The sequence below is a fragment of the Calidithermus terrae genome (assembly GCF_003574345.1).
In the GTDB taxonomy this organism is placed as follows: Bacteria; Deinococcota; Deinococci; order Deinococcales; family Thermaceae; genus Calidithermus; species Calidithermus chliarophilus.
Genome location: NZ_QXDL01000242.1, coordinates 1 through 5,357, shown reverse-complemented (window position 1 = coordinate 5,357; position 5,357 = coordinate 1). Strand labels below are relative to the sequence as shown.

The window sequence follows — 5,357 nt, the reverse complement described above, 5'->3', positions numbered from 1 at the left end:
GCCCCCAGGCGGCTTTCAACGACCCCCTGTTGCCGCAGCAGTGGTGGCTCGGGAAGATCGGCGCTCCCGACGCCTGGAGCCAGGGAGCGGTGGGCACCGGCGTCACCATCGGCGTCGTTGACTCCGACTTCGACCGTTCCCACCCCGACCTCTGCGACCAGCCCCTCCGCAGCCGCTGCGTGAGCGGCTACAACGCCTTCACCCTCAGCGCGTACGCGCCCACCGCCCCCTTCCAGGGCGACCCGGGCCGCGACACCCACGGTTCAGGCTCGGCGGGGATGGCCGCGGCGCTGTCCAACAACGGCCAGTTCGTGGCCGGGGTCGCCGGGGGTGACGGCAACCCGGCCAGCGCCGCCCGGCTCATGCCCGTCACCATCTTCGGGGGTTCGGGCGGGGGGTACGCGGGCGACTTCAACGTGGCGCAGGCCCTCGTCTGGGCGGTCAACGGCCCCGACGGCCTGCCCCCCACCGATCCCGGCGACAGCGGCGACGGGGCCGACATCCTCAACAACTCCTGGGGCGGCGGCGGTTACAGCTATCTTCTCAAGGACGCCTTCGACTACGCCCTGCTGAACCGGGTCGTGGTGGTGGCCTCGGCGGGCAACGACTACCGTGACGCCTACCACCTCCCCTCGGGGCTGCCCGGGGTCATCGCGGTAGCGGCCACCAACCCCCACGACGAAAAGACCGACTTCTCCACCTACGGCCCCTGGGTGGACATCTCCGCCCCCGGCGACGACGTGCTGACGACCTACGTGAACCGGGGCAGCAAGACCTGGCTCTTCGGAGGGACCTCCGCGGCCGGTCCGGTGGTGGCAGGGGCGGCGGCGGCGGTGCTGCAGGTCCTGCGCGACAACGGCCTCAGCCCGACGCCCTATCAGGTCATGCGGATCCTGCAGATGACCGCCGACCCGGTGGTGGGGCCGCCCGCCGTGACCGCAGGCATGGGGGCCGGCCGGGTGAACGTGGCCGAGGCGGTGCGGCTGGCGAAGGGGATCACCACCCCGGCTGCGCTGCCCGCCGACGGGAGCAACGTCACGGTGGGCGTGCTGAACAAGGCCGCCGACATGAACACCGACATGCTGGGCTTCGTCCCCTTTAGCAGCGTCACGCTCGTGCACGCGGCCACGGGCAAGCAGTACCACGCCCAGACCGGCGTCGGCCCTGGCGCCCTTTTCCTCGGGAGCGAGCCGGGCAGCTACCGGGTGCTGGTCGGGGGCCCTAGCCAGCTTTTGTGGGGCGGCAGCGAGGACCCGCAGGAGACCGTGGTCGCCGCGCCCGCGGGCAGCTCACCCCTGGTAATCCTCCGTCAGCAGGCCGACTTGTACGAAACCGCCGGGAGCTCGGGCCCGGCCCGCAACGAAATCCCTGGCACGGCCACCGACCTCGCCGGGTTCTTGGGCACGCTGCTCCCCTCCTTCACCCTCAGCGCGGCCTTCGACTCCAACAACTTCGCCCACCTCGGCCTCCCGGAGGGCGGGCCGGACGTGGACGTCTACGCCATCTCCCTGGCCGAAGGGACGACGCTCCACCTCCGTGCTGCCAGTGCCTACGTCGGCGGGCAGGGGAAGGTCAAGCTCAGCCTCGTCGCCCCGGACCAGAGCACCGTAGTCGCCAGCGACACCGAAGCCGCGGTGCCCGCCTCGCTCAGCTTCACCGTGGGGACGGGCCAGGCCGGGACGTACTACGTCAAGCTCGAGGAAGCCGGCGGCGGGCAGGGACTGGGCTACTTCTACCGCCTGGGCGTGGGCACGAACGCCAGCCCGGCCCCCGGTTTCTGACGCCGCACCTGGGAAGATAGCCTCTCGAGCCTGAGGGCTATCTTCCCGGGCCCCAGCGCACGCCCCTCCCCGGCGAGCGGGCCCCACCCGGGTGGGGCCCGCTCGAGCATTTCGTCCCCGGCGGGGGCCGGCGCGGCTCAGCGCCTGCCGAGCAGGGCGATGAGGTCGGCGAGGGTCTTCTTGGCAGGGTCTTCCTTGAAGGAGCCTGTGACGTATAGAGGCCGAGGGGCTCATCCGATGCTTTTTTTCAGTATTGGGACGGACTTTTTCAAGCCTCCTTGCACACGTTTCGAACCTTCTTGCGCACTGCGCCTTACCTCGAATGAGTGTTGGAGCTCTAGCCTTGGCGGCTGGTCAGGCAACTCGACTTCTTCGTCCAACCACTCAACTCAAGTACGCCCCCAGGTAAGCCCGCTGGCGGCGGGACCACAGGCTGGGCTCGTACCGGGGGTCGGTTAGCAGGGCATGGCATGGCTTCCTCATCGCATGGCCGCGCTGACCAGCAGGGTGCCCCCCGCGCCGTGGGGGGTGTAGCCGAAGGTGAAGCGCATGAATTTGTAGGCAAGGTTGTCCTCGATCACGAAGACCTCGTCGCTCGGATGGGCCTCGTAGCGCAGGACGTATAGCGGGGGGCGTCCCCTGCTGCGGAAGAACTCGGCGTTGGGGCTCAGGCTTTTTTCGCCCCGGTACTCGAAGGGCTTGCCCCGGTTGAGCAGGGCGTAGAAATAGTCCTCCGGCCCATCGAAGTAGATCCTGCGGATGAGCTCGATGAACCCCTTACGGCTCATGCCCAGCTCGAGGCAGTACTGGTGGGGCTGGAGGGCACGGGCGCAGGTCTGTTCGGCCCTCTGCAGATCAGGAATCCTGTATCCCGCTCGAAACAACAAGGCCCAGGCGGCGTCCCTGGCCGCGGTGCCCAGGTCCACCAGGGCGTACGCTCCATCAGGCCCACTCTTTTGACCCCAGTACCCCTCGCCCTCGAGGGAGAGCTTCACATCGACCACGCTTCCCAAGTCCACCAGGGTGACGTACAGGTTGGGGTATTGCTCGATGTAGGCGTAGGTGCGGGTATCCCCGTCACCAACCTCGAAGTTCTCGACGGCGACACCACCGGCCCGCAGCGCAGGGACGAGGTCGGCGTTCAGGTCGTGGTGGGAGTGCTTGGACTCGTCGTAGTGATAGCAGCGGGAGTAGCGATAATCGGGCAGGTGGCCGCAAGGACCACGCTCCAGCCAGGCCACGGACTCGATGGCCCGGGTCAGCTCGGCGAAGACTCGGTCCATGTTGTCCATCTGGCGAATGTCCAGTTTCACTCCCTGCATGAACGACACGGTGGCCCCTCTCTTCAGGGCTTTGCAACCGCTGCCTGGTAGAAGCAAAGCCCCTAACAGCATTAAGACCAAGTTCAGCCTTGGTAGGTTCAAGCTCATCCGGGGGGCTCCTGAGCGGCACGGGTGCCCTTCTGGGCCGCCTGCCACAGCCTCACCGTGGCCTCGTCGGCGCGGGGGTGCTGGGCGTACCACAGGTCGGCGATGTGGAAGCGCAGCTTCGCCCGGTTGGAGTTTAGTACCTCTTTGTCCAGGTGCAGGGAGCCACCGAGGTACTTCCTCTCCAAGTCCCTCAGCGCGGCGACGCGGTACGGGATGAGGGCTTTGGGGACGTGGTGGGGGTTGAAGGGGCCTCGCTCGGGAAGCCTCCCCCCGAGGATGGCCTCCAGCGTGCCGATCTCCCTGCGTACCGCCTCCGGCGTCGTGCCAAAGGCCAGCTCGAAGTGGCGCAGGCACTGCGGGGTGTTGGGGATCTGCTCCAGGGCGTTGGCCTCTTCAAGGATCAGGTTGAGCTCAATGACCAGCCTCTCCGCGCCCCCCGGACCCTTGAATTTCTCGGGCCTGAGCGCTCGCAGCCGGGGCTGCACCCACTCGACGAGGGCGTTGTAGCCGACGCTGTAGGTGTAGGCGGCGCGGAAGGAGGCGGTGGAGACGAGGGGCAGGAGGTCTTGCTTGGCGGCCTCGCCGCGCAGGATGGGGTCCTTCTGGCTGGGATGGACGGAGACGGCCGCCGGGGTGACGCCGTCCTGGGCGGCGCTGGTCTCGTCGGGGTCCTGGCTGCCCAACCGGACGATGGCCTGCTGGTCGGGGGTGAGGTGCTGGGGGCCCAGGCTCTCCAGGGCCTCGGCCAGGGCGGGCATGTTGTGGGTCTTGGCGGGGTGGAGGGCCTGGAGGGATTTCCCTCGCCGGTAGGTGTGGACGCGGCCGTCCACCAACTGCTGCCCGGCCATGGGCACCACGTCGTTGGAAACCCGCAGGTGCAGGGCCTGGAGCTGGGGGTTGGCCCGGCGCAACTTCTCCACGTCGGCCTTGCGGATGCCGGGGGACTGGAAGGTGAAGACGTGGCGGAAGTGCTGGGGGTGCTCGGCGGCGGCGATCTGGGCCAGCGCCCCGCCCAGGCTGTGGCCGCAGATAGCCATAGGGCCGGGGCTGGCCTGGCGGGCTTCCTGAATGACTTTGGCGATGACGTCCCGGTTGGCTTCGTACTGGCTGTAGCCGGTGTGCTCGCTGGCGAAGTCGGTGAGGGTGTCGAGGTCGCTCTCGAGCTCCTTGGCGAACTGGGCGGCGGACATGGTCTTGGGGTCGGCCGCCTTCATGAAAGGCAGGTTGACCCCCTCGGTGCCGCGCATGGCCACGAAGGCAAAGGGGAAGCGGGCCCGGCCAGGCAGGGGCAGGAAGACCCGCATCTGGAAGCCCCACTCCCCCTGGACGGCGGGCAGGGCCCGGTAGCCGAAGGTGGCCAGCAGCCGGGCGGGGTTGGCGTTGCCCTGGCCCCCGGGGGGTTGGGGATAGCCCTTGGCGTCGGAGAGGTCGAATTGGTTGGCGTAGGCTAGGCTGATGGCGAGCTGCTCGGCGAAGGCCGCGAGGGTCACCTCCTCCTGCGAGCCGAGGGCGGCCAGGCCCAGCCGGTTGAGCAACTGGGGGCTTAGGCCGGTCCACTCCAGCTTGTGTAGCTCGTTGAGCAGCGGGCGCCCCTCGCGCCGCTCATACTCCTTGGCTACGGCGCGCAATTGCTCGTGGCTGAGGGGCGAGAGCAGCTCGGTAATCCTGAAGCTATGCTGGGAGACCAGTGCCCGTCGGACAGCCGCCACCAGATTAAAAATCGCCTCACCCTGGCCGGCCTTTTCCTTGCGCTGCACGGCGGGTGACGCCTGGGCGGGCGCGGGGGCGGGCCCGGGCTCCTCCCCCCGGTAGGCCCGCAGCAGGCCGGCCTTCAGCCCCTCCGCCCGCCCCAGGAAGGTGAGGACGGCTTCCAATACCGGCAGCCGGGTGGCGGCTTCGGCCTCGCGGATGGCCCGGGCGGTCTCGCCGGCGCTCAGCCCCCGCCGGTAGGCCCGGGCCAGCTCGTGGGCCACGGCGCGGTACGCCCCCCGCAGGGCCAGGGCGCTGCCCTCGTCGAGCACCCGCCGCCCGTCGGCGGGGAGCTCCACCTCCAGCCCCGCGGCCAGCCCCAGCCGCAGGGCCGGGCGGGGCACGAAGCCCCGGCCGGCCTGCTCGGCCTGCTCCTCCAGGGCGGGGTCGGGGTCGA

3 protein-coding genes are annotated in these 5,357 nt (G+C 69.3%); 1 reads left to right on the top strand and 2 read right to left on the bottom strand.

The annotated features are described in order from the left end of the window. A partial coding sequence (locus Mterra_RS18410) for a S8 family serine peptidase (protein WP_119316468.1) occupies positions 1-1,781 on the top strand: 1,781 nt, incomplete at its 5' end. A gap of 479 nt (positions 1,782-2,260) precedes the next feature. Here the strand turns inward: Mterra_RS18410 and Mterra_RS18405 are convergent. Both Mterra_RS18405 and Mterra_RS18400 read right to left on the bottom strand, forming a co-directional pair. Then, the gene (locus Mterra_RS18405; RefSeq protein WP_147372937.1) at positions 2,261-3,094 is read right to left on the bottom strand and encodes a hypothetical protein; all 834 of its coding nucleotides are present in this window, start codon (positions 3,092-3,094) and stop codon (positions 2,261-2,263) included. Positions 3,095-3,207: 113 nt separating this feature from the next. Further along, positions 3,208-5,357, bottom strand: a 2,150-nt coding sequence (locus Mterra_RS18400; RefSeq protein ID WP_119316466.1) for a lipase family protein, incomplete at its 5' end; no start/stop codon positions are given.